We start from the raw sequence: 23,577 nt of genomic DNA, 5'->3' as shown, positions 1-23,577 counted from the left end.
CCGGTATGTCATGCGCCCCCATGACGGAACTCTGGCGCCTGACGGCGAGCGAAATCGCGGACCGCATCCGCAAGCGTGACCTTTCCGCCGAGGAGGTGGCGCGCGACGCCCTCGCCCGGCTGGACCAAGCGAACCCCGCCATCAACGCCGTCGTGCAGTTCATGCCCGAGGAGGCGCTGACCGCCGCCCGCGCCGTGGACGCCGCCATCGCGCGCGGCGAGGATCCCGGCCCGCTGGCCGGGGTGCCCGTCACCACCAAGGTCAATGTGGACCAGAAGGGCCACGCCACCACCAACGGGCTGCGCATCCAGAAGGACCTGGTCGCGCAGGCCGACAATCCCGTCGTCTCCAATCTTCGCCGCGCCGGCGCCGTCATCATCGGCCGCACCAACACCCCCGCCTTCTCGCTCCACTGGTTCACGCGCAACTCCCTGCACGGCCACACGAAGAACCCGCGCAATCACGCCCTCACCCCCGGCGGGTCCTCCGGCGGCGCGGCAGCGGCGGTCGCGGCGGGCATCGGCGCCATCGGCCATGGCACGGATATCGGCGGCTCGGTCCGCTACCCCGCCTATGCCTGCGGCGTTCAGGGGCTGCGCCCCACCATCGGCCGCATCCCCGCCTGGAATCCCTCCTCGGCGGAACGCGCCATCGGCGCCCAGCTCATGGCCGTCTCCGGCCCCATCGCCCGCAGCATCGCCGATATCCGCCTTGCCCTGCAGGCCATGTCCGCCCCGGATCCGCGCGACCCCTGGTGGGTTCCCGCCCCGCTCGAAGGCCCGGCCTTCCCCAAGCGCGCCGCCCTCTGCATCCGCCCCGAAGGCATGCCCACCACGCCGGAGGTGGAAGCCGCCCTGCGCGACGCCGCCCGCCGCCTGCAGGATGCCGGCTGGACCGTCGCCGAAACCCCCATCCCGCCCCTGCGCGAGCCCGCCCGGCTGCAGGCCATGCTCTGGCTCGCCGAAAGCCGCCGCGGCATGAAGAAGGCCCTGATGGCGGAGGACGACCCCGACGCCAACTTCATCTTCGCCCAGATGGAGCGCCTCTGCCCCGAGCCGGACATGAACGCCTTCCAGGACGGTCTCCAGGCCCGCGCCGGCTTCCTGCGGGAATGGAGCCTCTTCCTCGAGCGCTACCCGGTCGCCCTCATGCCCGTCTCGGCCGAGCCGCCCTTCCCGGACCTGCTGGACCTGGAATCCCCCGAGGCCTTCGAACGCGTGGTCGAAGCCATCCTCCCCCAGCTCGGCCTGCCGCTGATGAGCCTGCCCGGGCTGACCGTCACCACCGACCTGTCCGGCCCGGCGCCCCTCGGCGTCCAGCTCGTCGGCGGCCGCTATCGTGAGGACATCCTGCTGGAGGCGGGCGTGATCATCGAGGCAGCGGGCGCGCCCATCGCTCCGGTGGAGTAGCGGCGTCTGGCGGGCTGATGGCCACCGGGAGGCGCCGCCTCCCGGACCCCGCGTTCGGTTTTAGAAACGGGACGCCGCAGGCAGATGCTTTCGGCCGCGGGCAGGCCTGCCCGTTGCCTGAGGTCACCGACCTCAGCCGCGCCTCCAGCAGATCGCGGGGCCGGGGGCCGCGTTCGGCCCCCGGCGAAGGTCCGGAGGCAGAGCCTCCGGTACCCTCAGCCCTCGGTGGCGGCCACGCGCCCGATCGCCCATTGCACGGTGCCGGAACCGGCCTCGGCGGCGACGGCCACCTGGGTGGTCGGCCGCGCCTCGCCGAACATCTGCACGCTGTCCTCCACCGAGATCCGGCCGCCCCGGGCGCGCAGCCGCCAGGCCGCGCCGGAAGGCAGGCGCAGCAGCACCGAGCCGCCATCCTCGTGCAGCGTGGCAGTGACATTGTGGTGGAGATGGAAGCGCACGGTGAAGGCGGGCGGCGCCTCGGCCTCCACCAGATCCTCGCCGCGCAGGTCGTCGCCGGATTCCGCGAGATACAGCCGGCGGCGATGAATGGCGCCGAGGCTCTTCTTCCAGCCGTCATGCGTGGCTTCCAGCCACTGCGCCCCGCTGGCCTCGTGCCGCTCGGCCTCCACATGCTCCGGGCGACGGCCGAGGCCCTCCTCCGTCAGCTCGCTGCTATTGGTATCGGCCAGGACCAGCGTGGAATGGGCGGCGGTGGCGCGCAGCGCATCGCGCCAGGCGCCCTCGGCGGCCGGCGCCGCGCCGCAATTCACGATCAGCCGGTCGCGCCCGACGGACATCTCGAAGGACAGGGTGCCCGCATGGTGCTGCCGGTCGGCACCCCGTGGCAACCCGCCCGGCGCCATGCCGCCTCCCTTGGCCGAAGGGGGTGGGCCGCAATCCGCGATCACCAGCGTGCGCCCGGCCTGGAGCCGCTGGAACCCCGCATCGCCGAGGATGAGCGGCGCGCGCCCGCGCGCCTGGGCCTGGGTGAGCACCAGGTCGAGCAGGCTCGCCGCCTCCTCGCGCGTGCCGTTGAAGGCGGCCAGACCGCCATCGCCATGGCGGAACAGGCGCAGCGCCGGGGCGGCGCGGTCCAGCGCATGGGCCAGATGCGGCGGCGCCTCGATGCCGGCACCATGCAGCAGGTTCCGGATCTCGATCAGGTCCTGCAGCGCCAGCAGCAGCACGCCGGGGCTGCGCTCCACATGGGCGCCGTCCGGCAGGATCTGGCGGTCGATCTCGGCGGGCAGCAGCTTCAGGCAGCGGGAGAGCCAGGGCTCCTCCTCCAGCGCCACGGCGGCGGCCAGCGCCCCCTTCAGCGCCACCAGCGCACCGCGATGCCGCGGCTCGGCCGGCAGGATGACGACCAGGCCACGCGCATCCGCGGCCAGCCGGGCCATCATCGCGCGGCGGAAGCCGTCCTCAGCCGTGGCAGCCACGAAATCCCAATGCCCGAGCCAGGCGGAAAGCCGGGCGCCGACCACCTCGGGCGCCGTCGCCACCGGGTCGGCCGCCGGCGCCTCCAGCCAGGCGCGGGCAATGTCGCGGGCGTGCATCCGCGCCGCATCGGTGCCCAGGGCGCGCAGGTCACGCAGCCAGGCGAAGCCATGCAGGGCGGCGCGCCAAGGCGCGCTGCCGGCGGTGGGGCCGAAGGCGGAAGGATCATCCGGCAGCGGGCGGACGGTGCCCGCCACCTCCAGCTCACCTTCCAGCAGGCGCTGGCCACGGGCGGCATCGCCGGGCCACAGGTCCCGGAAGGCGCGGGAGGGCGCCTCGGGCACGCGCATCGGCTTGAGGCCAGAAAGGGTGCGGCGGGCGCCGCGCAGCCAGCTGCCGCTCATCCGGCGGTCCCCTCATTCCCCTGGCCGCGCACTGGGCCCCGAATAGCCTGGATGGCGGCGGCGCGGTCCTGCGCGCCGAAGACGGCGGTGCCGGCGACCAGCACGTCGGCCCCGGCCTCGATGCAAAGGGGCGCGGTCTTCGCCGTCACCCCCCCGTCGATCTGAAGGTGGATGTCACGGCCCGTGGCATCGATCATCCGGCGCAGCGTGGCCACCTTCGCGAGCTGGCTGTCCAGGAAGGATTGCCCGCCGAAGCCTGGATTCACCGTCATGACCAGGATGAGGTCCACGAGGTCCAGCACATGGGCGACGCTCTCCACCGGGGTGGCCGGATTGAGCACCACCCCCGCCTTCTTGCCCAGCGAGCGGATGGTCTGGAGCGAGCGGTGCAGATGCGGCCCAGCCTCCGGATGCAGGGAGATCAGGTCCGCGCCCGCCTCCGCGAAGGCCGCCAGATAGGGATCGGCCGGGGCGATCATCAGATGCACGTCGAAGGGCATGCGGCTCTTCGGCCGCAGCGCTTTCACGATGGCCGGGCCGAAGGAGATGTTGGGAACGAAATGGCCGTCCATGATGTCGAGATGGAGCCAGTCGGCGCCGGCCAGCTCGATGGCGGCGACCTCCTCGGCCAGCCGCGTGAAATCCGCGGCCAGGAGGGAGGGGGCGATGAGGACGGGGTTGGGGGCTGCGCGTGTCACGCGGGGGGTTATGCGGCAGTGAGATTGGGGCATCAACTCAGGGAAACGCGTTGATTCAACCGGGACGGCTCAGATCGGCAGGGCCGTGGTCCCCTTCACCCTCTCCATGGCGAAGCGGCTGGTCACGTTGCGCAGCCCGGGAACGGCCGCGGTGAGGCGCCGGTAGAAGGCGTCATAGGCCGGCATGTCCTCCACCGCGACGCGCAGCAGGTAGTCCACGTCCCCGCCCATCCGCCAGCATTCCAGCACTTCCGGCATGGCCGCGACGGCCTGGGCGAAGGTCTCGATCCATCCCGCCGAATGGTCCCCGATCTCGAGCGCCACGAAAACCGAGAGCGGTAGCCCCACCCGCGCCGGGTCCAGCAGGGTGACACGCCCGGCAATGACTCCCTCCTTCTCCATGCGCCGGATGCGCTTCCAGCAGGGGGTGGGGGTAAGACCCACCTCGGCCGCGATGGCGGCGAGGGAAAGCGTCGCGTCACGCTGGATCAGCCGGAGGATCTCGCGGTCGGTCAAGTCCAACTCCGGCGCAGTCGCCATGGGCCAATTCCTTCTCCTAAAAAGGCCATTCAAAGCCGAGAAATCTTTATGTTGCAGTACTAATCGGGCTGAAGGAGAAAATCCACCTCCAACCTCACGATTGCGCCGGACTGCCCCATGCGTGACCTCTCCCGCCGCCGCCTCCTCGCCCTCGCGGCCGCCCTCCCCGCGCCGCTGGCGCTCGGCACCACCCCCGCCAGCGCCCGCCCCGCCTGGGCCCAGGCCAATGAGGCGGCCTGGCCAGACCGCTCCCTGCGCATCATCGTGCCGGTCGCCCCAGGCGGCAGCCTCGATATCCTCGGCCGCACCGCGGCCCGCGCCCTGACCGGGCCGCTCGGCCAATCCGTGGTGGTGGAGAACCACACGGGCGCCGGCAGCAACATCGCCTTCGACCTGGTGGCGCGGGCGAAGCCGGACGGCCTGACCCTGCTGATCGGCTCCGACCCGCTGACCATCAACCCGTCCCTCTATTCCAGGATCGGCTTCGACCCCGTGCGGGACTTCGCGGCCATCGCGGAGCTGGTGCGAGCCCCGCAGGTGCTGGTGGTGAAGAAGGGGCTCGAGGCGAAGAGCCTCTCGGAATACCGCCGCCTCGGGCAGGAGATGAACGGCCAGGTCACCCTCGCCAGCCAGGGCAATGGCAGCATCGGCCATCTCGGCGGCATCCTGCTGGGCCAGACCCTGGGCTTCCAGACGAGCCATGTGCCCTATCGCGGCGGCGGCCCCGCCGTGGTGGACCTGGTGGCCGGCCATATCGACAGCCTGCTGGTGACACTGCCCGCCGCCATCGAGCACATCCGCGAAGGCCGCATCCGCGCCCTGGCCGTCACCGGCCTCCAGCGCAGCCCGGCCCTGCCGGACGTTCCCACCATCGCCGAAAGCGGCTTCCCGGGCTTCGAGGTGGTCACCTGGCAGGGCCTGCTGGCCCCCGCCGGCACGCCGGAGCCGATCCTGCGGCGCCTCCACGACGAAACCCGCACGGCCTTCGCCAAGCCCGAGGTCTCCGACAACCTGCGTGCCCAGGGTTTCGAACTCGCCTCGGGCAGCAGGGCAGATTTCGCGGAGCTGATCCGCGCCGAGGCAACCCGCTGGCCGGCCATCGTGAAGGCATCGGGCGCGCGGGTGGACTGAAGGCGGGCTTGTGGTCTCCAGGAAGGCCCTGCCTTCCCGGACCCCTCCGCCAGGAACCTGAGGTTCCTGGGGCAACCAGGGTGCCTCAGGTCACCGGCAGCCGCACCACGAAGCGCGCCCCCGCAATGGTACCATCCGCCTTGCGTCGGTTCTCCGCCATGATGCGCCCACCCAGTCCCTCGACGATCTGGCGGGAGATCGAGAGGCCCAGGCCGGAGTGCTGGCCGAAGCGCTCGCCGCTTGGGCGTTCGGTATAGAACCGGTCGAAAATGCCCTCGAGCTTGGCCTCGGGGATGCCCGGCCCCTCATCCTCGATGGAGATCTCCGCCATCGCCCCCGTCGGACGCGCGCGGACGCGGACGACGCCGTTCGGCGGTGAGAAGGACTGCGCATTGCCCAGCAGGTTACGGAACACCTGCACCAGGCGCCCCTCCACCCCGCGCACCACCAGCCGCGCCGGCGCATCGAGTTCCATCGTCGGATCACCCTCCCCCCGCGTGGCTGCATGCAGCTCGGCCAGGGTGGAAAGGATGGGCGCCACATCCACCGGCTCGGCGACCGAGCGGGACAGCTCGGCATCGACGCGCGAGCTGTCCGAGATGTCGCCGATCAACCGGTCCATCCGCACCGCATCCTCGGCGATGATGGCCAGAAGCCGCTTCTGCTGATCCGGGTTCTCCACGCGCCGCAGCGTCTCGATCGCCGAGCGGACGGAGGTGAGCGGGTTGCGCAGCTCATGCGCCACATCCGCCGCGAAGCGCTCATTGGCATCCACCCGGGCCCAGAGCGCATTGGTGCCGCTCTGCAGCGCGCGGGCGAGGATGCCGATCTCGTCCTGGCGCTGCATCAGCGGCGCGGGCACCGAACCGCCCCGTCCCTTGCCCGCCCGCATCGAGGCTGCCGAGGCGGCCAGCTCCAGCATCGGCGAGGCCAGCGTCCGCGCCAGATAAAGCGAGAGCGCCACCGTCAGCGCCAGCGCCATGGCGAACAGCGCGAGCACCGAGCCGCGGATCTCCATCACCCGCTGGTCCACCTCCCGCGCCTCCCGCGTGAGGAGAACGATGCCCACCGGCTGGTTCGCCCGCCGTGCCGGCTCCGCCACCGAAACCAGCAGCCGCCCGTCCGAGGTGCGCCGGACATAGGGGTTCACCCCGCCCTCCAGCGCCAGCCGCAGCTCCTCCCGCCGGTCGGGCCCGAGATCGGGCTGCCAATCGAAGGAAGGCGCGCCCGGTGTCTCGTCCACCACCACTGCCGGGCCATGCACGCGGGGGCGGGGCAGCCATTCCAGCACCGCCTCATAGGCACGGCCGAGCACGCCCGAAACCGGCCCCGGCTGGCTCGGCGGCTGCAGTGGCTCGGTGACGATGGCGCCGCCGGGACCTTCGCGGACCCGGCTGTCGGCCACCAGCAGGCCGTTGTTGTCGAACAACTTCGCCTGAGTGCCGGTGCTCGGCTCCGTCAGCCGCCGCAGCAGCGGCCGCGCCACCTCCGGCACCAGCGTGGCGCGGTCGTCCTGGATGCGGACACCGGCCTCGGCGATGCCGTTGGCATAGATGCGCGCCTGGGTGCGCAGTCCCTGCACCTCGGCTGCCAGCAGCCCGTCCTGGTACTGGTCCAGATAGAGAAGCGTGGCGCCCAGCAGGAAGGGCGGCAGCATGTTGACCAGCAGGATGCGCCGCAGAAGCGGCGAGATGCGCCGGCCCGTACCGCGCCGCTCCAAGGGAACGGGCGGGGGAAGTTCGGTCGAGACGGGGCCGCTGGCGTCCGGCATGGGTGCATCCTAGGCCAGTTTTGGGCCGGCGGTGAGTCCGTGCGGTGGCGATGGAGTGGCGGTAGCTCCCAGGGGCTTTGCCTCTGGACCCCACCGGGGGGCCGGACGCGGCCCCCGGACCCCGCGATCTGTTTGAGGCGCGCCTGAGGTCGATGACCTCAGGCGACTGACAGGCCAGCCCGGCGGAGGTCCGGAGGCAGAGCCTCCGGGGGCCGCTCAGGCCTCCTTGTACCGGTACCCGATCCCGTAGAGCGTCTCGATCTGCCCGAAGGTGTCGTCCGTCGCGCGGAACTTCTTGCGCACCCGCTTCACATGGCTGTCAATCGTGCGGTCATCCACATAGATGTTCTCGCCATAGGCTGCGTCGATCAGCTGGTCCCGGTTCTTCACCATGCCGGGCCGCACGGCCAGGGCCTTCACCAGCAGGAACTCCGTCACCGTCAGCTGCACCGGCTTACCCTTCCAGGTGCAGGTGTGCTTCGTCTCGTCCAGCACCAGGTCGCCGCGCGCGATGACGCCGCCCTGGGGCGTGCCGGAGCCCTCGGCGCGGCTGGCCTCGTTCCGGCGCAGCAGGGTACGGATACGCTCCAGCAACAGGCGCTGGGAGAAGGGCTTGGTGATGTAGTCGTCGGCGCCAAGCCGCAGGCCCATCAGCTCGTCCAGCTCGTCATCCTTGGAGGTCAGGAAGATCACCGGCATGCCGCTGCGCTGGCGCAGGCGCTGGAGCAGTTCCATCCCATCCATGCGCGGCATCTTGATGTCGAGCACCGCGAGGTCCACTGGCCGGGCCATCAGCCCCTGCAGCGCGCTTTCCCCATCCGTATAGGTACGGACGGTGAAGCCCTCCTGCTCCAGCGTCATGGAGACGGAGGTCAGAATGTTGCGGTCGTCATCCACCAGGGCGATGGTATGGGGCATCGGCGTCCTCAAGGCTTGGTCCGGGTGGACTACGGAACAGGACCCAGGGCTGTAGCATCGGGCCCGATTGTGGCGGGAGGATGCCATGACAGCGCAGCAGGGGGGAGAGGCGGCAGGCGGCGATCCCCGGCCAGAAGATTCCCAACAGGGGGATTCCCGCCCGGATCACGGCCTCGCCGCCCGCCGCATCATGCGTGGCGCGGCCTCCGCCAGCCTGGCCACCGCCGGGGAAGGCGGGCAACCCTTCGTCTCCCTCGTCACCCCGGCCATTGCCGCCGATGGCGCGGTGCTGCTCTGGCTCTCCACCCTGTCCGAGCACACGCGTCAGCTCTCGCGGGACCCGCGCTGCGGCCTGCTTTTCCAGGGGCCTGCGGAGGATCCCAACCCCCAGACCGCCCCACGGGTAAGCATCACCGGCCAGGCGGAACGGGTGGAGGATGCCCGGCTGAAGGCCCGCTGGCTGGCGCGGCACCCCTATGCGGAAATATATGCGGATTTCGCGGATTTCAGCCTGTGGCGCGTGGTGCCGCAGGCCGGGCTGATGGTGCTGGGCTTCGGCCGGGCGCACCGGCTGCGCGCGGCGGAGCTGGCGCCCGACCCGGCGGCGGTGGCGGCACTGGCCGCCGCCGAACCGGCGATCCGCGCGAGGCTCACGGCGGAACCGGAGCTGCCCGCTGCCCTGGCGAGCCGACTCGGAGGTCCCGAGGGCGAATGGCAGGTCGGTGCCCTTTCTCCCGATGGCTACGATCTCGTGGAACACCAGACAGGGCGGGTCCTCTTCCTCGAATTCCCCGGAGTCGTTTCGGATGAGGGCGGTTTGTTAAGTGCACTGCAACATAGCCCTGTTCCGCGATGACTTAAGTAACGGTCCGGTTACCTGCCCAAACAGTGACTTTTGACGTATTTCGGCCTCAGGATGCCGCTATACCTGCGCCCATAGTTAAGCACAGGCCGCTGGCGCTCAGCGGCCCGAGCCAGCCGGAGGCTATCGCCGACTCATGATCGAACTCAGCACCGTCCGCGCCCTGTCCGGCACCGGCGTGTCCGCCCCCAACACCGTCCATGCCAACCTCACCGCGCCGGGACTGACTTCGCATGCGCTGCGCCGGGGCGAAGGCCGCCTCTCGGCCGATGGCGCCTTCATCGCCGTCACCGGGCAGCACACCGGCCGCTCCGTGCAGGACAAGTTCGTGGCCGATGATCCCGAGGTTTCGAAGGAGATCTGGTGGGGCAAGGTCAACCAGAAGCTCGATCCGGCGAAGTTCGAGACCTTCACCACCCGCGTGCGCGAATATCTTGGCCAGCAGGGCGAGCTCTTCACGCAGGACCTCTATGCCGGCGCCGATCCCGAGCACCGCATCAAGGTGCGCCTCGTCACGCCGAACGCCTGGCACGCCATGTTCGCACGCAACATGTTCATCCGCCCGCCGGTGGAGGAACTCGCGGGCTTCGAGCCCGACTTCGTGATCCTGCACGCCCCGGAGATGGAGGCGAACCCCGCCACCGATGGCGGCCGTGCGGGCAGCACCACGATGATCGGCCTGTCCTTCGCGAAGAAGGTCATCGCGATCGCGGGCACCAGCTACGCGGGCGAGATCAAGAAGAGCATCTTCACCGTCATGAACTGGCTGCTGCCGGCCAAGGGCGTGCTGCCGATGCATTGCTCGGCCAATGTCGGCAAGGCCGGTGACACCGCGCTGTTCTTCGGCCTCTCCGGCACCGGCAAGACGACGCTGTCCTCCGATCCCGAGCGCGCGCTGATCGGCGATGACGAGCACGGCTGGTCCGACACGGGCGTCTTCAACTTCGAGGGCGGCTGCTACGCCAAGGTCATCAAGCTCTCGCGTGAGGCCGAGCCGCAGATCTGGGACGCGTCCCACCGCTTCGGCGCCGTGCTCGAGAATGTCGTCGCCGATGAGCGCGGCCATCTCGACCTCGAGGACAACTCCCTCACCGAGAACACGCGCTCCTGCTACCCGATCGAGTTCATCCCGAACACGGTGCAGGGCGGCATGGCGGGCATCCCGAAGAACGTCGTGATGCTGACGGCCGATGCCTTCGGCGTGCTGCCCCCGATCAGCAAGCTGACGCCGGCGCAGGCCATGTACCACTTCCTCTCCGGCTACACCGCGCGCGTCGCGGGCACGGAGAAGGGGTTGGGCAAGGAGCCGCAGGCGACCTTCTCCACCTGCTTCGGCGCCCCCTTCCTGCCGCGCCACCCCGAGGTGTACGGCAAGATGCTGGAGCAGCTGATCTCCAAGCACGGAGCGCAGGTGTGGCTGGTGAACACCGGCTGGACCGGCGGCGCCTATGGCACCGGCAAGCGCATGAGCATCCAGCACACCCGCGCCCTGCTGCGCGCCGCGCTGGATGGCAGCCTCGCCAAGGGCGAGTTCGTGCAGGAGCCGTTCTTCGGCCTTGCCATCCCGAAGGTGCTGGAAGGCGTTCCGGCCGAGGTGCTGAACCCGCGCGACAGCTGGTCGGACAAGGCCGGCTACGACAAGACCGCCAAGGACCTGCAGTCCCGCTTCGAGAAGAACTTTGAGACCTTCGCGGGCGCGGTCAGCGAGGACGTGAAGAAGGCGGCGATCAAGGCCGCCGCCTGAACCACCTCCACAAGGTGAAAATGGGAAGGGGGGCCGCAAGGCCCCCCTTTTCCGTTCAGAGATCCCGCTCCCAGCTTTCCGAAACCAGCGCCTGCCCGAAGGCCTCGTTCGGCGTCGCCTCCACGAGCCGCCAGCCACAGCCGGCATAGATGCCACGCGCCGCCACCAGGCAGGATTGCGTCCAGAGCACCATGCGGCGATAGCCTGCCGCGCGGGCGAAGGCCTCCGCCTCCCGCACCAGCCGCTTGCCCAGCCCCTGCCCGCGCGCGGCGGGCTCCAGGATCAGCAGCCGCAGCTTCGCCACATCGTCGGAGACGCGCACAACCATCACGGAGCCCAGGCGCAGCCCATCCCGCTCCGCGATCAGCGCCACCTCCCGCGCCGGGTCATGCCCGTCCAGGAAATCCGCCGCCACCCGCGCCACAAGCGCCTCGAACCGCCCGTCGAAACCGTATTCGGCCGCGTAGATCGCGCCATGCCGCTGCACCACCCAGCCCAGGTCGCCCGGCCGGTGGTGGCGGATGAGGATGGGCGAAGCCGGCGCGGCGCGGTCGAGCAGGCCCGAAACACCCGTCACGGCCTCCACCAGCTGCGCCCGCCCCTCATCCGGCAAGGTGCCGAGCAGCGCCGCCATCCGCTCCCGCGCCGCCTGGTCCAGCCCCGCGAAGGCCTCCCGCCCCGCGCCGGTTAGCTGAAGCGGCTGCCGCCGCGCATCCGCCGCGTCACGCTCCCGCAGCAGCCATCCGCGCTCGCGGAAGCGCGCGAGGATGCGGGAAAGATGCCCGGCATCCAGCCCCAGCTCGCGCCCCAACTCCCCCGCCGTCGCGCCATCGCGGGAGGCGAGCTCGAACAGCACCCGCGCCTCGGTCAGCGGCAGGTCGCCGCCCGGCAGTGGTCCGAGTGCCCCCACCTCCCGTGTATAGAGCCGGCTGAATCGCCGCAGCGCATCGACGCCATCGTTCATAGTTGACAACGTCAAGAAAAATCCTTGCCGCCGTCAACCTTTTTCGTCACTCCGCCTTCAGGTCCAGCTCCCGCGCCTTGCGGCCCCAGAAGGCGTATTCCTCCTTGATCTCCCGCGCGAAATCCGCGCGTGGCCGCTCGGCCGCAAGCTCCAGCCCATCCCGCTCCAGGCTGCGGTTGAAGCGCGGGTCGCGGATCGCCTTGTTGGCCGCCGCCTCCAGCCGGTTCATCTCGGCCTCCGGCACCCCCGCCGGGGCAAAAATCCCGTGCCAGCCGAGAATGACGATGCCGGGAAGCCCCGCCTCGGCCAGCGTCGGCACCTCGGGCATGGAAGGAAGCCGGCGCTCGCCCGTCACCGCGATCGGCCGCAGCCGCCCATCCCGCGCCAGCGGCACCGCCGGCGGCGGGGAGGAGAAGTTCATCGTCACCCGCCCGGCCACCACGTCCTGCAAGGCTGGGGCGGTGCCGCGATAGGAGATGTGCTCCATCGGCACCCCTGCCGCCTCGGAGAAGAGCAGCCCGGCAAGATGGTTGTTCGAGCCAACGCCCGCCGAGGAATAGGTGAAACCCGCCCCCGGCGCCTTCCCGGCCGCGATCAGCTCCTGCAGCGTCCTGGCCTGCACCCTCGGATCGATGACGAGGAGGTATTGGTAGGAGCTGGCCTTCGCCACCGGCGCCAGCGCGGTGGAAAGATCCACCCGGTCGTTCCGCTGCAGATGCGGGTTCACCACGATGTTGGTGGAAACCGCGAAGAGCAGCGTCGTCCCGTCCGGCCGCGCCCGCGTGACCGAGACGGTGCCGACATGCCCTGCCGCGCCGCCGCGGTTCTCGATGATGACGTTCTGGCCGAGCGTCTCCATGAGGATCGGCGCGAGTTCCCGCGCCACGATGTCGGTGCCGCCGCCGGCCGCATAGGGCACCACGAGAGTGATCGGCCGCCCCTGCGCCGACCCCTGGGCCGAGGCGCGGGTGATGAGGGCCGGGGCCGCGAGGAGCGGCAGGATCTGGCGGCGTCGCATGGTCGTTTCCATCCCGAAGTTGCCCGCAGCAGGGCATGGGCGCGGGCCGGCCGCAAGCAGTCTTCACCGCACCCCGCGCGGTGTCATGATGCGGGCGGCAGGACGGAGAGGCGCGTGACGGACGGATTGCTCGGTTTGCGCGGCCAAGCCTTCACCTTCCGGCACGATCCCTTCCAGGGCGAGGCCGGGGAGGCGCTGCTGCATTGCCCCGATGCGCTGGTGGTCATGCGCGGCGGGACCATCATCGGCTTCGGCGACCATGCCACCGAGCGCGCCCGGCATCCCGCCGACATGCCGGTACACCACTACCCCGAGGGCACCATCTCCCCCGGCTTCATCGATGCCCATGTCCACTACCCGCAGCTGGAAATAACCGGCGCCTTCGGCGAGACGCTGCTGGACTGGCTGCGCCGCTACACCTACCCCACTGAGGCGGGCTTCGCCGATGCCGCCCATGCCGCGCGTATCGCGCGGATCTTCCTTCGCGAATTGCTGCGGGCCGGCACCACCACCGCCTGCGTCTACTGCACTGTGCACGAGCATTCGGCCGATGCGCTCTTCGCCGAGGCCGAGCGCCTCGGCTTGCGCATCATCGCCGGCAAGGTGCTGATGGACCGCAACGCGCCGGACGAGCTGCTGGACGGCGCCGACCACGGCATCCCCGCCACGCGACGGCTGATCGCCCGCTGGCACGGGCGTGGCCGCCTGCTCTACGCCATCACCCCGCGCTTCGCCCCTGCCTGCACGGATGCGGCGCTCGCGGCCGCGGGGCAACTCTGGTGCGACAACCCCGGCACCTATGTGCAGACCCATCTCTGCGAGACCGAGGCCGAGATCGCCTGGGTGCGGGAACTCTTTCCGGAATCCCCTTCCTATCTCGGCGTCTATGCACGCGCCGGGCTGGCAGGCCCGCGCGCGGTGATGGGCCATGCCGTCCACGTCACGGAATACGACCTGCATGCGCTGCGGCGGAGCGGCTGCGGCGTGGCGCATTGCCCCAGCTCCAACCTCTTCCTCGGCAGCGGGCTGTTCCGGCTGCATGACGCGAAGGCGGCGGGGCTGCGCGTCGGCCTCGGCAGCGACGTGGGCGGCGGCACCGGCCTCTCCACCCTCCGCACCCTGGGCGATGCCTATAAGGTGGCGCGGATGCGGGGCGCGCGGCTGCACCCCGCCCAGGCCCTCTGGCTCGCCACGCGGGGCGGGGCCGAGGCGCTGCGGCTCGAGAACCGCATCGGCACGCTGGCGCCGGGAATGGAGGCCGATCTGGTGGTGCTCGATCCGCAGGCGACGCCTGCGCTGGCCCTGCGCACCGAAGCCGCCTCCGATCCAGCGGACCGGCTCTTCGCGCTGATGGCGCTCGGGGACGAACGCGCAGTGCGCGCAACCTATGTGGCCGGCCGCTTGGCGCACGACCGGGAGGCCGCCGAACCACACCCCTGAAAACGCAACCGCCCCGCCCGATCGCTCGGGCGGGGCGGCGGAACCGTCAGGCCTGCCTCAGCGGCGGCGGCGCGCCGGGGCCGGGGCGGGAGCCGGGGCGGGCTCGGGTGCCGTGGTGGCGCTGGCCGGCGTGACGCCGCGCGACTTGTCCAGTTCCTCGTACATGCACTTGCTGATGGCAAAGGGGGTCGCACCCGGGAAGCGCTGCTCGCAGGCCGGCCGGAAAGCCTCCTCGGGCAGCGGCGCAACGGTGGGCGCCGGGGGCGTCGTGGTGCAGGCTGCCAGCACCGCCAGCGACGGGAGCAACGCGGCCTTGAGGATCGTCTTGATCACTGGTTCGTCCTTGGTCTGGGCCCCGTTATTCCGTTCCGCGGCCGGGGTGGGCTCTTCTAGGGCGCGACGGAGCGCGCGTCACCGGGCTTTTCCAGGGCTTGCGCGGCGGAATTGCGGTAGGAAATGAAGTGCGGCCAAAAAAACTCAGGGACCGCCCCGAGGCACGGCCCGCTCCATCTCGAAGCCTCCCCTCCCACACAGCCTCATTGACGTAGAAGCCCCGCTTCCACACATCGCCTGTCCATGCGCGCCCCCATCCTTGCGACCGTCCTTTCCCTCGCCCTCGCCCCTGCCCTCGCCGGGTCCGGCCTGGCCCAGGCCCCCACCCCGGCGCCGCCCACGGCAGCCCAGGCCGAGGAGGGCTTCCGCGTGCTGAACCGCACCGGGCAGGACGCCACCGCCCTTTTCGCCGTCCGCAGCGGCCGGCCGGACTGGGGCGGCAACCTCCTGCCGCGGAACCTCGCCGACGGGCGCGCCTACCGCCTCCGCCCCGATCCGCAGGCCGGCTGCCGCTTCGACGTGAAGCTGGTACTCGCCGATGGGCGGGAGGCGGTCTCGCGCGGGCAGGACATCTGCGCCCAGCGCGACGTGCCGCTGGAACCCGCCTCCGTCGCCGCGGCCGGGACGGCGCCACGCCCGACGCCCAACGCCCCCACCCCGCCCGAGGCGGTGCCGCGCCCCGGCGTGCGCGCCGCCACCGGCACCGGCTTCCTCGTGGCCGGAGAGCGCGTGCTGACCAACCGCCACGTGGTCGATTCCTGCAACCGCGTGCTGGTGCGCGGCCCGGACGGCCGCAACCACGCCGCCGTCCCCCCGGCCCGCACCGATGCGAAGCTGGACCTCGCCCTCCTCGCCGTTCCCGGCCTCACCGGCCCCGTGCTCGCCTTCCGCCAGGACCCGCCGCTGCGCCGGGGCGAGGGGGTCGTCGCCTATGGCTATCCGCTCAGCGGCCTGCTCTCCTCCGATGCGAAGCTGACGCGCGGCGAGATCAACGGTCTCGCTGGCCTGCGCGACAACCCCGACCAGATCCAGATCAGCGCCCCCGTGCAGCCCGGCAACTCCGGCGGCCCGCTGCTGGACATGCAGGGCAACGTGGTTGGCGTCGTTGTCTCGAAGCTGAACGCCCAGGCCGTCGCGGGCCGCACGGGCGACATCGCGCAGAACATCAACTTCGCCGTGCGCGGCGACCGCGCGGCCGCCTTCCTGCGCGCGACGGGCGTCACACCCGCGGCAGCCAGCAGCACCGGGCAGGACCGCAGCGCGGCGGATGTGGGCGAGATCGCGGAACGGGCGACGGTGTTCATCCGCTGCGAGCGCTGACCCGGCGGCAGAGCCACCGGGTCACCCCGAAGCGCTCTTAGCCCCCCATGTTGAAGTTCCCTGTGAAGAACGGCACCTAAAAGGCCTGCCCGGCCATCTGGCCCCGAGTCGCAAGCCCCCCGGACAGGCGCCCGGCCGCTTGCCGGTGGCCAAGGAACGCCGGGAGGGCATGGGCATGGGGCTGCTGCTCGCCGCGCTCGCGCTCCTTGCCTTTGCCGTCGTCCTCGTCATTGCCCATGGCGCCCTGGCCGAAGCGCCACCCGCCCCCACCCCGCAAGCCACCCCCGCCCCCAGCCTCACCCCCCGCGAGTTCGAGCAGCATTGCGCCGATGCCCTGGCCGCGCGCGGCTGGTCCGTCACTGTCGGCCGTGGCTCCGGCGACCAGGGCGTGGACGTGCTGGCCCGCAAATCCGGCCGCAGCGTCGTGCTGCAATGCAAGCTCTACGGCCGTCCCGTCGGCAACAAGGCGGTGCAGGAAGCCTTGGCCGGCCGCGGCTATGCCGGGGCCGATGGCGCCGTGGTCGTTTCCAACGCCACCTTCACCGCCGCGGCCCATGCCCTTGCCGCCCGCACCGGCGTGCTCCTCCTGCATGTCTCGGACCTGCCGCGCGCCGACAGCCTGTTCCACTTCCCCGCCAGCCAGGCGATCGCGCCGGCCGATCCGCCCACCCGCGCCCGCCGCCGCCCCGCGCGCCGGCCGAAGAAGTCCGCTCCCTGGCGCCTCCCCGGCCCCGCCATCCCCGCCATGGTGCTCGCAGGCTTCATCCTGCTTTGCCCGCGCATGGCCCCGGAAACGCCGGAATCACCCCGCCGCGCCGCCGCGCCCCAGGCCCTCCCGCTACCCCCGCCCGCGCCGCCCCAGCCCTTCCGCCAGGCCGCGCGCTGAGCCCATCCCGGCCTCGTGCCTCGCACCACGCCCGCGAACTCCCTACATTCACCCCAGAAACGCCCCCCATGTTCCCGGAAGCCAACCCACCCGCATGACCGAGCACACTTTGGCCGCCGCCACCGACCCCGCGCTGAACGGCGGCGCCGTCCGTCTCACCCGCCTTTCCAATGGCCTCACCATCGTCTCCGACAGCATGACCCGCGTGGAGACCGCCTCCATCGGCGCCTATGCCCATACCGGCACGCGCGACGAGGAAGCGCATGAGAACGGCGTCTCCCACTTCCTCGAGCACATGGCCTTCAAGGGCACGGAAAAGCGCGACGCCCAGGCCATCGCCCGCGAGATCGAGGCCGTCGGCGGCCACCTGAACGCCTACACGGCGCGCGAGACCACCGCCTATTACGCCAAGGTCCTGAAGGAGGACCTGCCGCTGGCCGCCGACATCCTCGGCGACATTCTCACCCACTCCTCCTTCGCCCCGGATGAGGTGGAGCGCGAGCGCGGCGTGATCCTGCAGGAGATCGGTCAGGCGAACGACACGCCCGACGACATCATCTTCGACCACTTCCAGGACACGGCCTATGCCGGCCAGCCCATGGGCCGCCCGACCCTTGGTCCCGCCTCCATCATCGAGAAGCTGCCGCGTGAGGCGCTGACGGGCTACATGCGCCGCCACTACGGCCCTTCCCGCATGGTCATCGCCGCCGCCGGCGCCGTGGACCATGACCAGCTCGTCGATCTGACGAAGAAGCACTTCGCCGACCTTCCCAGCATCGACCAGCACCAGGCCGAGCCCGCCCGCTACACTGGCGGCGAGTTCCGCGAGGAGCGCGACCTCGACCAGGTCCACCTCCTCCTCGGCTTCCCCGGCCCCGCCTATGGCGACCCGATGCATTACCCGACGATGCTGCTCTCTACGATCCTCGGCGGCGGCATGTCATCCCGCCTGTTCCAGGAGATCCGCGAGCGCCGCGGCCTCGTCTACTCGGTCTATTCCTTCCACTCCCCGTACCGGGATGCCGGCCTCTTCACGATCTATGCCGGCACCGGCGAGGAGCAGGCCGCGGAACTCATGCCCGCGACGCTGGAGGAACTCCGCCGCGTCCAGCATGATGTGACCGAGGAAGAACTGGCCCGCGCCAAGGCCCAACTCCGCGCCTCCGTCCTCATGTCCCTCGAATCCACCGGCTCCCGCTGCGAGCAGCTCGCCCGCCAGCTCCAGGTGCATGGCCGCCTGATCCCGGTGGAGGAAACCAAGGCCAAGATCGCCGCCGTCACCGTGGAACAGGTCCAGCAGGCCGCCATGCGCGCCTTCCGCGCCCCGCCCACCCTCGCGGCGCTCGGCCCGGCCGGCCGTGTGCCGCACCTGCCGGAAGTCGTCGAAAGGCTCGCCGCGTGAGCACCACGCTCGATCGCCAGAAGGCCGACCCGCGGGAAACCCTCGCCACCCTCGTCGCCGCCGCCCGCGCGGCGGGGGCTGATGCGGCGGATGCCATGCTCGCCGCCGGCGCCTCCCTCTCGGTCCAGATGCGGCTGGGCGAGGTGGAGAATGTCGAGCGCTCGGAAGGCTTCGACATCGGGCTCCGCGTCTTCCTCGGAAAGCGCCAGGCCATCGTCTCCACCACCGACGCCGACCCCCAGGGCTTCGCGGCCCTGGCCGAACGCGCCGTCGCCATGGCCCGCGCCGTGCCGGAGGACCCCTACGGCTACCTTCCCGACCGCGTGCCCGCTTTGGCCGACCTGCCACTGGACATGGATGACGGCGTCGAGCCTGACGTCGCCGTCCTTACCGCTCGCGCCCGCCGCGCCGAGGACACCGCCCGCGCCATCCCGGGCGTCACCAACTCCGAAGGCGCGGATGCCGGCTGGAGCCGCACGGTGATCGCCCTGGCCGCCTCCAACGGCTTTACCGGCACCTATACCCGCAGCGGCCACAGCCTCTCCGTCACCGCCCTCGCCGGGCAAGGCACGGGCATGGAGCGCGACTACGACTACTCCTCCGCCACCCACCTGTCGGACCTGGACGATCCCGAAACCCTCGGCCGCAACGCCGGGGAACGGGCCGTCCGCCGCCTGAACCCCATCCGACCGGCCACCGCGCGCCTGCCCGTGCTCTACGATCCGCGCGTCGCCGGCTCCATCCTCGGTCATCTCACCAGCGCGGCGAACGGCGCCGCCATCGCCCGCGGCACCAGCTACCTGCTGAAGAAGATGGGTCAACGCGTCATGGCCCCCGGCCTGACCATCCGGGACGACCCCACCCGCCCCCGGGGCCTCCGCTCCCGCCCCTTCGACGCCGAGGGCATGCCCACGGCGCCGCTTGCCATCGTCGAGGACGGCATCCTCAACCATTGGATCCTCGACTGGCGCTCCGCCCGCCAGCTTGGCCTGCAATCCAACGGCCGCGCCGCCCGCGCCGTCGGCGGCCCGCCCTCCCCATCCACCACCAATCTCTGGCTCGAACCCGGCCCGCTCACGCCGGAAGCCCTGATGGCGGACATCAAGGAAGGCCTCTTCGTCACCGAGATGATCGGCAGCAGCATCAACGGCCTCACCGGCGACTACAGCCGCGGCGCCTCCGGCTTTATGATCCGTGACGGCCAACTCGCTGAGCCCTTCTCCGGCGTCACCATCGCCGGGAACCTGCTGGAGATGTTTCTGCACATCACGCCAGCCAACGACCTCCGCTTCCGCCGCGGCGTTGATGCGCCAACGCTGCGGATCGAAGGGCTGACAATGGCGGGTGCGTAAGCCGGAGGCTCTGCCTCCGGACCTCCACCGGGGTGGCAGCGGCCACCCCGGACCCCGCGATCAGTCTTTCCGTTTGGCCGACCAGCGGGAGCGCCGCAGGCGGTGTTGCCACGCCGCGCAGCCGGGCCGGTTTGTCGAAGCCAGCTGGAACAGCGGCTTTGGTGGAGGGCAGGAACTGGCAGCAGGTGGCCATGAGCGGAACGGCTGCTCCGCAATGCATCGCGCATTGAAGAGACATCAGTGCAGCAAGCGGCTGGCCCCTTCGAAGCCCTCCGCCGCGGACGCTTTTCTCCCTGTTCAGAAGAGTGCGGTTGTTCGGGGCGCACCAATGGTCAGGCCAAGATCGTGCTCGCATCCGTTCCGGGTGCGGTAGTGCGCCCTCGGACGGCCGCCGTTGTCGGCATCCTTGCTCGTGGCCATTCACCCATACCGTTGCGCGCCGATGCCCAGCAGGGAGGTCCCTGGATCGCGTGAGTTGCGTCCGGTTGCACATCCCATTGAAAGTAGCCCCAATGCGCCATACTGGCTGCGGCGCTCTGCGGTTACTCCTGGGCCTTCCCTCTCGGTGGCCGGCATGAACGCGACATTCGAAACCTTGGATCGGGCAGGCATGCCGCCGGGCATGGCGCCAGTTGCCGCCACGTCCACCGGGCTCGGCACAGGGGCCATGGGGATCGGAACCAGCCACTGGGCGGAAGTGGTGGACGCGCCGACCTTTGCCAGCCTTGAGGCGCCGTGGCGCGCGCTCTGCGCCCGCGCCGCAGTGCCGAACATTTTCATGGAGCCAGCCTTTGCGCTGGCTGTGGCGGAGCAGTCCGGCCGGCAACTGCGCGTTCTGCTCGCGTGGCAGGACGGACCAGAGATGGCGGAGGCGCAACGTCTGGTCGGCGTCTGGCTCGTGCTGCTGGGCCGCTCGCGCCCGGCATGGCCGCGGAAGGCGCTCATCAGCCCGGTCAGTCCTCTGGCCTATCTCGGCACACCGGTCCTCGACCGCGATGCGCTGCGGCCAGCCCTGCGCGCCCTGCTCATTGCGGCGCGCACCGATCCCACGCTGCCTGGCCTGGTGCAGCTTTGCGACCTGAACGCAGAGCTCCTGCCCGATTTCCGCGCCGTCCTCCGCGAGGAGCGCATGCACACCGCCAAGATCGGGGGACGCTGGCGCGCTCGGCTGTTGCCGCACCCCGACCCGAAGGCCTTCTGGGCGGCCTCGATGTCTAAGACCCGGCGGCAGGGGCTGGAACGGCAGCGGCGGCAACTTGCGAAAGCGGGCCAGTTAGAATTTTCAGTGGCGAGGGAGCCGAAGGCCATCTCGGTTGAGACCGAGGAGTTCCTTTCCCTGGAGGCCTCCGGCTGGAAGGCCCGGCGCGGAAGCGCGCTGGCCTCGAAGCCGCCAACCGCGGCGCTGACCCGGCGCATGATTGAGGGATTGGCGAAGCAGGGGAAGGTGGCGATCCATGCGCTTCGCCTGAACGACCAGCCGCTGGCCATGGGCATCATCCTTTACTCCGGTGCCAGCGCCTTCACTTGGCGAACCGCCTTCGATGAAGGTCACCGGCGCGCCTCGCCCGGCGTGCTGCTGCTGGAGGATACGACCCGCACGCTTCTCGCTGATCCTGCCGTCGCGGTAACCGACTCCTGCAACGCCAGCGATGTCGGCTTTCAGGCCGAGCGCTGGCCGGAGCGGCAGGAACTGGTGGACATACTCATCGATCTGCGATCGCATGGCGGACTCGGCATCGCGCTGCTGGCAGCACGGGAGCGAAGCCTCCGCAGGATGAAGGCCACTGCGCGCCAGGTTCGGGACATGCTGCGAAGTGCCGCGCTGCGTCTGCGCCAACGGGCGATGCCGCTGAAGACCGTGGCTGCGCGGCTCATGCCTGGGCGCTAAGCGCCGGAACGGCCAGCGAGGACATCCTGAAAAGAACGGTTCTGCCGCGGACGCGTGCAGGACCACAGCCGCACTTCGCCTGCTGGCCAGCGCCGGCGGGGATGGGCCCGCGCAACGGTGAACCACGTTCCCGGCAGGAGGCTTGTGCACGGGTGGCCCGGCACACAGCATCCGGTACCTGCATGCTCGACAAAGCCGCTGCGGCGTGTGGCTTATCAAAGCCGGGCACAGGTCCCCTGGCCCCTAACCGCCCATGGTTGCCGGGCGATGGGAGTCTGCTTTCAGGAGTGTTGTCGGCGCTCGGCCACTTCGGTCTTGGGCGCGAAGAAGTTCAACAGCGCCGTTGCATTCAGCCGCCCAACACCCCTCACCCCCGCGCCACTCCATCCACCCGCGGCCCCAGCACCGCCCGCACCGCCACGCTGCAAGGCGTCGCCACCCCCAGCGCCGCCCCCATCTCCGCCACGGCCCCCGCAAGCCAGGGCAGCTCCAGCCGCCGTCCCGCCTCCACGTCGTGATGCAGGGAGGAGGTCATCTCCGGCGAAACCATGTCCGCCCGCGCCATCGCCGCCTCCGCCGCATCCGGCGGCAGCGCCACGCCGCGTGCGCGCCCGACCGCCACCGCCTCCTCGATCAGCCCGCGCAGCAATTCGCGCGCATGCGGATTGCTGCGGATCGGCCCGATCGGCAGCCGCACGGCCGCCGTCGCGCCCGAGAAACCAGCAAGGAAGACGAACTTCTGCCAGATCGCCGCCGCGATATCCGGCGGCACCTCCGCATCGATCCCGCCCGCCCGCGCCGCGGCTACCAGCGCCTCCACCCGCGGGGAGGAAGCGGTGGGCCCGTATTCCCCCACCACCATCCGCTGCATCGCCCCGGTCTGCGCGATCACCCCTGGCCGGGCGATATGGCTGCCCACATAGACCACGCCACCGATCACCGCCGCCTCGCCGAAGGCCTCCCGCAGCGCATCGTCCTTCGTCACCCCGTTCTGCAGGGACAGCACGGCGGCGCCCCGCTCCACCAGCGGCCGCGCCGCCTCGATCGCGGCCGGCGTATCCGCCAGCTTCACCCCGATCAGCACCAGATCCGCCCGTCCGAGCGAGGCCGCATCCTCCGCCGCCTCCACCCGCGGCACATGCACGGGCGGCCGCCCGCCATCCCGCTCGATGGTCAGCCCATGCGCCCGCATCACCGCCAGATGCGCCCCGCGCGCCACGAAGGCGATCTCCGCCGATCCGGCGGCGGCCATCAGCCCGCCAAAAAAGCCGCCAACCCCGCCCGATCCCAGCGCCACGATCCGCATGCCTGTTCCTCCCCATGGCGAGCAGCGGCCACTCCGCACCCCGCCCGCCCCATGCTATCGCGGTTCGCGAACCCGGAGGAAAACGGCCCGATGCCCCTGAAGATCTATGGCTGCCTGCGTTCCCGCGCCACGCGCCCTGTCTGGGCCGCCAAGGAGCTGGGACTGGACTACGAAATCGTCCCGGTCATCCAGGCCTACCGCCTGCCCGACCCCGCCGCCCCGGACGCCCCGCTCAACACCGCCTCCCCCGCCTTCCGCGCGATCAACCCCAATGGCCTGATCCCGACGCTGGAGGATGACGACCTGATCCTTCACGAATCCCTCGCCATCGCCCTCTATCTCGTCCGCAAGCATGGCGGCCCACTGGCCCCACGCGATGCGAAGGAGGAAGCCCTGACCACCATGTGGACCCTCTGGGGCCGGGGCATCGAGGATGACTGCCTTTCCATCATGCTGAAGCGTGAGCCCGAGGCCGCCGCTGCCCGGCTGCGCGCCCCTTTCGCCGTGCTGGATGCCGGGCTGAAGGCCGGTGGCGGCCATCTCGTCGGCGGCCGCTTTACCGTAGCCGACATCAACCTTGCGGAGATCATCCGCTACGCCCAGCCCGCGAAGCCCCTCTTCGAGGCTGCCCCGAATGTTCAGGCCTGGATCGCAGCCTGCCAGTCCCGCCCTGCGTTCCAGTCGATGATGAAGGAACGCGCTGCGGAACCGGCCTGACCCCCGTGAAATCCGCAACCTTTCCCCTATATTACAT

Annotated in this window: 20 protein-coding genes; 11 read left to right on the top strand and 9 right to left on the bottom strand. The window is 70.8% G+C overall.

All coding sequences use genetic code 11. The annotated features are described in order from the left end of the window. Nucleotides 1-20: 20 nt before the first annotated feature. A complete protein-coding gene (locus GSE44_RS21300; RefSeq protein WP_159350851.1) occupies nucleotides 21-1,409 on the top strand; it encodes an amidase family protein in 1,389 nt (462 codons plus the stop codon). Between the two features lie 215 nt (nucleotides 1,410-1,624). Here the strand turns inward: GSE44_RS21300 and GSE44_RS21295 are convergent, their stop codons facing one another. From GSE44_RS21295 to GSE44_RS21285, 3 genes are all read right to left on the bottom strand, one after another. Next, nucleotides 1,625-3,250 carry a heparinase II/III family protein gene (locus tag GSE44_RS21295; protein WP_235925030.1) on the bottom strand — a complete coding sequence of 542 codons (1,626 nt, stop codon included), beginning with the start codon at nucleotides 3,248-3,250 and terminating at the stop codon, nucleotides 1,625-1,627. Continuing rightward, nucleotides 3,247-3,948 (bottom strand): ribulose-phosphate 3-epimerase, encoded by a 702-nt coding sequence (gene rpe, locus GSE44_RS21290; protein WP_235925029.1) that lies wholly within the window; start codon nucleotides 3,946-3,948, stop codon nucleotides 3,247-3,249. The genes GSE44_RS21295 and rpe overlap by 4 nt, the downstream gene beginning before the upstream one ends. Nucleotides 3,949-4,017: 69 nt before the next feature. Further along, entirely contained in the window at nucleotides 4,018-4,488 is a 471-nt protein-coding gene (locus GSE44_RS21285) for an Lrp/AsnC family transcriptional regulator (RefSeq protein WP_159350849.1), read from the bottom strand. A 117-nt stretch (nucleotides 4,489-4,605) separates the two neighbouring features. Between GSE44_RS21285 and GSE44_RS21280 the strand changes: the two genes are divergently transcribed. Next, the gene (locus tag GSE44_RS21280) at nucleotides 4,606-5,619 is read left to right on the top strand and encodes a tripartite tricarboxylate transporter substrate binding protein (RefSeq protein WP_159350848.1); all 1,014 of its coding nucleotides are present in this window, start codon (nucleotides 4,606-4,608) and stop codon (nucleotides 5,617-5,619) included. Between the two features lie 85 nt (nucleotides 5,620-5,704). Here GSE44_RS21280 and GSE44_RS21275 read toward each other — a convergent pair whose 3' ends face one another. Continuing rightward, nucleotides 5,705-7,390: a stimulus-sensing domain-containing protein gene (locus GSE44_RS21275; RefSeq protein ID WP_159350847.1), complete on the bottom strand. Its 1,686-nt coding sequence runs from the start codon at nucleotides 7,388-7,390 to the stop codon at nucleotides 5,705-5,707. Nucleotides 7,391-7,606: 216 nt separating this feature from the next. Further along, nucleotides 7,607-8,308: a response regulator transcription factor gene (locus GSE44_RS21270; RefSeq protein ID WP_159350846.1), complete on the bottom strand. Its 702-nt coding sequence runs from the start codon at nucleotides 8,306-8,308 to the stop codon at nucleotides 7,607-7,609. 85 nt (nucleotides 8,309-8,393) lie between these two features. On the opposite strand from GSE44_RS21270, the gene GSE44_RS21265 reads away from it, so the two are divergent. Both GSE44_RS21265 and pckA read left to right on the top strand, forming a co-directional pair. Beyond that, the gene (locus tag GSE44_RS21265) at nucleotides 8,394-9,164 is read left to right on the top strand and encodes a HugZ family pyridoxamine 5'-phosphate oxidase (RefSeq protein ID WP_159350845.1); all 771 of its coding nucleotides are present in this window, start codon (nucleotides 8,394-8,396) and stop codon (nucleotides 9,162-9,164) included. 142 nt (nucleotides 9,165-9,306) lie between these two features. Then, entirely contained in the window at nucleotides 9,307-10,914 is a 1,608-nt protein-coding gene (gene pckA / locus GSE44_RS21260; protein ID WP_159350844.1) for a phosphoenolpyruvate carboxykinase (ATP), read from the top strand. A 55-nt stretch (nucleotides 10,915-10,969) separates the two neighbouring features. On the opposite strand, the gene GSE44_RS21255 is transcribed toward pckA, so the two are convergent. Together GSE44_RS21255 and GSE44_RS21250 are read right to left on the bottom strand one after the other, a co-directional pair. Continuing rightward, on the bottom strand, nucleotides 10,970-11,893 hold the full coding sequence (locus GSE44_RS21255; protein ID WP_235925028.1) for a bifunctional helix-turn-helix transcriptional regulator/GNAT family N-acetyltransferase: 924 nt from the start codon (nucleotides 11,891-11,893) through the stop codon (nucleotides 10,970-10,972). Nucleotides 11,894-11,924: 31 nt separating this feature from the next. After that, nucleotides 11,925-12,896: a Bug family tripartite tricarboxylate transporter substrate binding protein gene (locus GSE44_RS21250; RefSeq protein ID WP_235925027.1), complete on the bottom strand. Its 972-nt coding sequence runs from the start codon at nucleotides 12,894-12,896 to the stop codon at nucleotides 11,925-11,927. Nucleotides 12,897-13,010: 114 nt separating this feature from the next. Here GSE44_RS21250 and guaD point away from each other — a divergent pair, with 114 nt between their 5' ends. After that, nucleotides 13,011-14,336, top strand: a complete 1,326-nt coding sequence (gene guaD, locus GSE44_RS21245) for a guanine deaminase (protein ID WP_235925026.1) — start codon at nucleotides 13,011-13,013, stop codon at nucleotides 14,334-14,336. Between the two features lie 57 nt (nucleotides 14,337-14,393). On the opposite strand, the gene GSE44_RS21240 is transcribed toward guaD, so the two are convergent. Continuing rightward, nucleotides 14,394-14,669, bottom strand: a complete 276-nt coding sequence (locus GSE44_RS21240) for a hypothetical protein (RefSeq protein WP_159350841.1) — start codon at nucleotides 14,667-14,669, stop codon at nucleotides 14,394-14,396. Between the two features lie 243 nt (nucleotides 14,670-14,912). Here GSE44_RS21240 and GSE44_RS21235 point away from each other — a divergent pair, with 243 nt between their 5' ends. The 5 genes from GSE44_RS21235 to GSE44_RS21215 all read left to right on the top strand — a co-directional run bounded on the left by GSE44_RS21235 (nucleotide 14,913) and on the right by GSE44_RS21215 (nucleotide 21,517). Continuing rightward, nucleotides 14,913-15,989, top strand: a complete 1,077-nt coding sequence (locus GSE44_RS21235) for a S1C family serine protease (protein WP_159350840.1) — start codon at nucleotides 14,913-14,915, stop codon at nucleotides 15,987-15,989. Nucleotides 15,990-16,134: 145 nt separating this feature from the next. After that, the gene (locus GSE44_RS21230) at nucleotides 16,135-16,875 is read left to right on the top strand and encodes a restriction endonuclease (protein WP_235925038.1); all 741 of its coding nucleotides are present in this window, start codon (nucleotides 16,135-16,137) and stop codon (nucleotides 16,873-16,875) included. A 94-nt stretch (nucleotides 16,876-16,969) separates the two neighbouring features. Next, nucleotides 16,970-18,277, top strand: coding sequence for a M16 family metallopeptidase (locus GSE44_RS21225; protein WP_159350838.1), 1,308 nt, complete (start codon nucleotides 16,970-16,972; stop codon nucleotides 18,275-18,277). Further along, nucleotides 18,274-19,629 (top strand): TldD/PmbA family protein, encoded by a 1,356-nt coding sequence (locus GSE44_RS21220; RefSeq protein ID WP_235925025.1) that lies wholly within the window; start codon nucleotides 18,274-18,276, stop codon nucleotides 19,627-19,629. The genes GSE44_RS21225 and GSE44_RS21220 overlap by 4 nt, the downstream gene beginning before the upstream one ends. A 574-nt stretch (nucleotides 19,630-20,203) precedes the next feature. Beyond that, nucleotides 20,204-21,517 (top strand): GNAT family N-acetyltransferase, encoded by a 1,314-nt coding sequence (locus GSE44_RS21215; protein ID WP_159350837.1) that lies wholly within the window; start codon nucleotides 20,204-20,206, stop codon nucleotides 21,515-21,517. Nucleotides 21,518-21,884: 367 nt separating this feature from the next. Here the strand turns inward: GSE44_RS21215 and GSE44_RS21210 are convergent, their stop codons facing one another. Next, nucleotides 21,885-22,823 (bottom strand): ketopantoate reductase family protein, encoded by a 939-nt coding sequence (locus GSE44_RS21210; protein ID WP_159350836.1) that lies wholly within the window; start codon nucleotides 22,821-22,823, stop codon nucleotides 21,885-21,887. A gap of 90 nt (nucleotides 22,824-22,913) precedes the next feature. Between GSE44_RS21210 and GSE44_RS21205 the strand changes: the two genes are divergently transcribed. Then, nucleotides 22,914-23,540 (top strand): glutathione S-transferase family protein, encoded by a 627-nt coding sequence (locus tag GSE44_RS21205; RefSeq protein WP_159350835.1) that lies wholly within the window; start codon nucleotides 22,914-22,916, stop codon nucleotides 23,538-23,540. The last annotated feature ends 37 nt before the right edge of the window (nucleotides 23,541-23,577 follow it).

The sequence above is a fragment of the Muricoccus harenae genome, from assembly GCF_009848505.1.
In the GTDB taxonomy this organism is placed as follows: Bacteria; Pseudomonadota; Alphaproteobacteria; order Acetobacterales; family Acetobacteraceae; genus Roseomonas; species Roseomonas harenae.
The sequence above is the reverse complement of the archived record's forward strand: the minus strand, read 5'-3'. Positions and strand labels throughout refer to the sequence as shown.